Origin of the sequence: Streptomyces sp. BR123 (genome assembly GCF_013401435.1) — a bacterium.
GTDB lineage: Bacteria > Actinomycetota > Actinomycetes > Streptomycetales > Streptomycetaceae > Streptomyces.
Window position 1 is genome coordinate 1 of record NZ_JACBGN010000417.1, and the last position, 4,766, is coordinate 4,766.

Sequence of the window (4,766 nt, forward strand, 5' to 3'; positions counted from 1 at the left end):
GAGCGTCGTCGGCAGCGTCAGTTGTGTATAAGAGACAGCGGGCGGGCAGGGCGGCCCGCAGGTGGACGGCCGCGTCGCGCAGGGGCGGGGGGACTCCGGCGGTGCGGCACAGAGCCTCGGCCGTCCTGCCGAGTGTTTCGGTGGTGCGGGCCGAGCCGATGCCGGCGGCCCGGGGGGCGAGGTCGGTGATCAGCTGCTCGGCCTCGGTCCAGGCGCCGGCGCCGGCCAGCGCGGACAGCAGCTGGGCCGTGAACAGGTGCCGGTACGAGGGGCCGGGGGCGGTCGCGGCCCGGTGCAGCAGCGGAATGGCCCGGTTCCATCGGCCCAGCCGGGCTTCCACCCAGCCCTGATGGCCGGTCAGCTCGGTCTCGTCGATCCACCAGGCCCAGTGCGGGTCGTGGGGGGAGACCCCGTCGAGGAAGCGGCTGCGGGCCCGGTCGATGAGGTCCAGGGGCGCGCGGCGGGCGCCCAGCAGCGCGGTCGCGTGTGCGCGGCGGATCAGGGTGAGGCTGTGGACCCGGGCGGGCAGCGGCCGGGCGCCGGGCACCCGGGCGACGGTGTCGAGCGCGGCGCGGGCCCGGCCGGTGTGGGTCTGGAGCATGGCGTGGTTGAGGTGGACGAGGCGGGCGGTCCAGTGGTCCCCGGCGAGGTGGGCGAGGTGGAGCGCCTGCCGGTTGGCGGCGTGGGCGGGCCCGTAGCGGCCGGCGTCGAAGAGGATCCAGCCGATGACCTCGCACAGTTCGGCGAGGGCGGCCGACCGGTCGCGGTCCCGGTGCCGGGTGGGCATGCTGCCGGGGGTGGCGGTGAGCTCGGGGAATTCCCGTACGGCGGCCCGGGCGGCGGGGACCGCGGCCGTGGCGCCGTGCTGCGCGTCCAGGGCCACGAGCCGCTCGACCGCACGGAGGGCGGCGCGGCTCACCGGGTCACGGTCCGCGGACCGGTGCCGGTGTCGGTATCGGTTCCGGTTCCGGTGTCCGTGCCGCTGCCGCTGCCGGCGCCCGTACGCGTTCCCGTGCGGCCGAGGGAGCGGAACGCGGCGGCGACCTCGGTCAGCCAGGCCACTTCGGCGCGGAAGTCCTCGTACGGGGGCCGGGCGGGCATGTCGGAGGGCTCGGACGGCTCGGCGCTCGGGGTGGTCGGGCAGTCCACGGCGGCCCGCAGCTGCAGGGCCTCGCCGAGGGGGGTGGTCGGGTCCTCCGGCAGGCCCAGGGAGCGGGCGACCCTGGAGAACTCGGCCTGGGAGAGCCCGGCCCGCAGCATCAGCTGGCCGTCGCGGATCTCGACCACGCGGCGGTAGAGGCTGTAGTGCGGGTCACGGGGCGGCAGCAGGTCGCGCGGCCAGGAGCGGGGCGGGTCGAGGGCGATGTCGGGCGTGGCCCGGTGCAGGGCCTGCCACAGGGGCCGGAGCCGGAGGTAGGCGCGGTAGCTGCGGATCCAGCCGCGGGCCCGGGTGAGGTGGATGCCCCACGAGGGGATGGTCCAGCCGGTGACCTGGAGCAGGGCGCCGACGCTGCCGCAGGTCCACTGGACGGGGTCGAGGGCGGCTCCGTCGAAGTGCAGCCGGGTGCCGGCGATCTGGATGCCGCGGGTCACGCAGTAGACCAGGATGAGGCTCGCGCCGACGGTGACCGTGCGCATGCCGACGACGAGCCACTGGCGGTTGGCGACCCGGGTGAAGCGCAGCGACAGCCGCACGGTCTCCCACTGGCCGATGGCGCAGATCAGCAGGTAGCCGGACATGTAGAGGGCGTATCGGCCGTCCTGGATGCTGAGCAGGATCGTCGACGTGGCCGTCTCGGACTTGGCGACGGGGCCGACGTGGAACGAGGCCGTGACCAGGGCGGCGAGCGCCGCGGCGTAGAACAGCACGCGGCGGCGGCTCCTGCGGCGGGCCTCGGCGGGCGGCGCCGACCAGTGGACGAGCACGACCTGCTGGGCGGCGGTGAGCACCACGACCGCGACCTGGGTGATGAGGGAGGTGATGTTCGGCAGGCCGAGGAAGGCGGAGATCTTCAGCCGGATCAGGTCCAGGTCGACGAGGAAGCTGATGCCGGAGCAGAGGAAGTAGACGCACAGCGCCCACAGGGCGGTGTCGCGCGGCCGACGGCGCAGGTCGGGCAGCCGGTAGGCGAAGGCGGCGAGGCCGACGAAGGTGCAGATCCACGCCAGTGCCGTGTAGAGCGCCGTCACGGCTGGTCCGTACGGCCGAGGCCGAGTTCGATCCGGGCCACGACGTCGGCGGCTTCGGCCGGAGCGCTCCAGGCGGGCTCAACCCAGCGCCGGCCGGCGCGGGACAGCAGCAGTGATGCCAGGGTCTCCGCCTCCTGTTCCTCGTCGTCGCTGTAGCGGGAGCGCTTCAGCAGGCCGCGTACCGCCGCCGGGTCGACGTCGGACAGCAGGCGGCTCGAATCGTCCTGGCTCAGCTGTACGGGGCCTTGGTGGTCGAAGGCGATGTGGGCGAGTTCGTGGGCGATGATGTGTTCCTTGTGCGCCGGGGAGGCCGACTTCTCGAAGGCGACGATGTCGAATTCGTCCAGCTTCAGCCAGATCCCGAACAGATGGCGGTCCGGGAATGAGGTCGGAATCAGATGGATCGGGCGCCCGCGCCGCGCGCACAAATACCGGTGGAGTTCGTCGATTCCGAATCCCTGCTCCATGCCCCACTCCGCGATCCGCGCCTCGCACGTGCGGCGGACCTGCTTGAGCCGGCGTCTGAGCAGTCTGCCCTCCGAAGTCGGTAATCCTGCGCCAGGTATCTTCATCCCCATCTCCGAGCAGACGACGCGGCCATGATGCCACAGCGACAACTCGCCACCGGCCGGGGCGAGTTCGATTCAGCCAGGGGGACTTCGGGCGGTACGGGCGGAATTCCCGCACCGCGTACCGGATTTCGGGTGCGGGCGACAGGACTCCCGGCAAATGCCGCCTGGTTCGCGGAGGCGGCTGGGGCGGCCGCGACGCCGGCTGCGGTCCCGGCTCCCGCACCGGCGGGCGGGCGGCCGCGCGGGATTGGCCGGAACGCCGCGCCGCCGCAGCCGGACCGCCGGGCGCCGGTCCGTCGCAGGGCCGCCGGTGTGCGGTTTCCCTGGAGCACCCGGCGCTGTACGCTACCGTACACATCATTTATACGGTGCCGTATGGAAACGGGGAGGCCCGTCGTGCCGGGACGTACAGAAACCACCCACGCCGGGAAGCGGCTGGTCCGCTGGGCGAGCGGGATCCTGATCGGGCTGGGGGCGGGGCACCTGACCCTGCTGGCGTTCGCCGCCTGGGAGGACATCGCCGGATGGGCGGACCGGGGCATCTGGGCCGCCGTCCCGCTCGCCCTCGTGGAGGGGGGTGCCGGCCCGACCGTGGAGTCCCTGGAAAACCGGCTCACTTTCTGGGCCGGTCCGGGAAGCTTCGCCGTGCCCCTGGTCCTCCTCGGCTGCCTGATGTGGCACCTCGCCGGGCGCGGGGTGGCGGTGCCCGCCGCCATGGGGTGGGGAATTGCCGCCTGGTGCGTGCTGGGCGGGGTCCTGCTGGTCCCGTCCCCCTACTTCGCCGGGACCGTCGCCGGTGTGCTCGTCGTCCTCGCGGCGCGGCGCGGGGCGGCCGGCCCCGAGGCCGGCTCGGGCTGAGCCCTGGATGCCTCCCGGGTGGCTCCGGGGTGACTCCGGGCGGCAGCCCCCGGGTGAGCCCGGGGCGCCCGGCGGCGCGCCGCCGGGCCCGAGGGGCGGGCTGCGCCGAGGATGGGGCCCCCGAGCGGCTGGAGGCGCCGTGGAGATCAGCGAAGGGACCGTGCCCTTCAGGGGCCGGCGCACCTGGTACCGGATCGCCGGACCCTGGCCCGCCGAGCAGGGGCGGCCGCCTCTGCTGGTGCTGCACGGCGGGCCCGGAGTGCCGCACGGCTACCTCACCGACCTGGACGACATGACCTCCCTCGGCCGTACCGTCGTCTACTACGACCAGGCGGGCTGCGGGCGTTCGGATCCCCTCGACGACCCGGCGGAGTGGACGCCGGACACCTTCGTCGAGGAGGTCGGCGCCGTCCGCGACGGGATCGGGCTCGACCGGATCCACCTCTTCGGCCATTCCTGGGGCGGCATGCTCGCCCTCGAATACGCGCTGCGGCGCCCGCCGGGCCTGGAGAGCCTGATCCTCGCCGGGACCAGCGCGAGCGTCCCGCTGCTCGCCTCGGAGGTGCGGCGCCTGATGGAGCGCCTCCCGGCCGCGGTGCGCGAGACACTCGCCCGGCACGAGGCCGCCGGGACCACCGGCAGCCCGGAGTACCAGGAGGCCGCGGCCGCGTTCTTCCGGCTCTGGATGTGCCGCATCACACCGCTCCCGGAGCACGTGGCGAAGGCGACCGGCGCCGTCAACGCGGAGTTGTACGCGGCCATGCTCGGCGCCGAGTGGAACGTCACGGGGACGCTCAAGGACTGGGACGTCACCGCGCGCCTCGGCGAGCTCGACCTGCCGGTACTGGTCACGACGGGCCGGTACGACGAGATCACCCCCGCCGCCGTCCAGCCCCTGGTGGAGGGGATCCGCGGGGCCCAGTGGATGGTCTTCGAGGAGAGCGCGCACCTGTCGACGGCCGAGGAGCCCGAGCGGTACCGGGCCGGGCTGGACTCGTTCCTCTCCCGCGTGGAGAGCGACGCGGGACACCCGTAGACCGCCGCGGCGTGTGACCGGACGCGGGGCGGCCCGCACCACGCCGGGTGGTGCGGGCCGCCCCGCGGGGTGCCGGCAGGCCGGCTCAGGGGGACGGGTGGCCCGTATGC

The 4,766-nt window shown here is 74.3% G+C and carries 4 protein-coding genes; 2 read left to right on the forward strand and 2 right to left on the reverse strand.

Annotated elements, in window-relative coordinates; genetic code table 11:
* Positions 1-915 precede the first annotated feature (915 nt).
* Together HYE82_RS34025 and HYE82_RS34030 are read right to left on the reverse strand one after the other, a co-directional pair.
* On the reverse strand, positions 916-2,190 hold the full coding sequence (locus HYE82_RS34025; RefSeq protein ID WP_309144544.1) for an MAB_1171c family putative transporter: 1,275 nt from the start codon (positions 2,188-2,190) through the stop codon (positions 916-918).
* Positions 2,187-2,657 carry a hypothetical protein gene (locus tag HYE82_RS34030; protein WP_179178082.1) on the reverse strand — a complete coding sequence of 157 codons (471 nt, stop codon included), beginning with the start codon at positions 2,655-2,657 and terminating at the stop codon, positions 2,187-2,189. The genes HYE82_RS34025 and HYE82_RS34030 overlap by 4 nt, the downstream gene beginning before the upstream one ends.
* A 501-nt stretch (positions 2,658-3,158) precedes the next feature.
* On the opposite strand from HYE82_RS34030, the gene HYE82_RS34035 reads away from it, so the two are divergent.
* Together HYE82_RS34035 and HYE82_RS34040 are read left to right on the forward strand one after the other, a co-directional pair.
* A complete protein-coding gene (locus HYE82_RS34035; RefSeq protein ID WP_309144545.1) occupies positions 3,159-3,620 on the forward strand; it encodes a DUF6463 family protein in 462 nt (153 codons plus the stop codon).
* A 139-nt stretch (positions 3,621-3,759) separates the two neighbouring features.
* Complete coding sequence (locus HYE82_RS34040; protein WP_179178083.1) at positions 3,760-4,656, forward strand: proline iminopeptidase-family hydrolase; 897 nt, start codon at positions 3,760-3,762, stop codon at positions 4,654-4,656.
* The last annotated feature ends 110 nt before the right edge of the window (positions 4,657-4,766 follow it).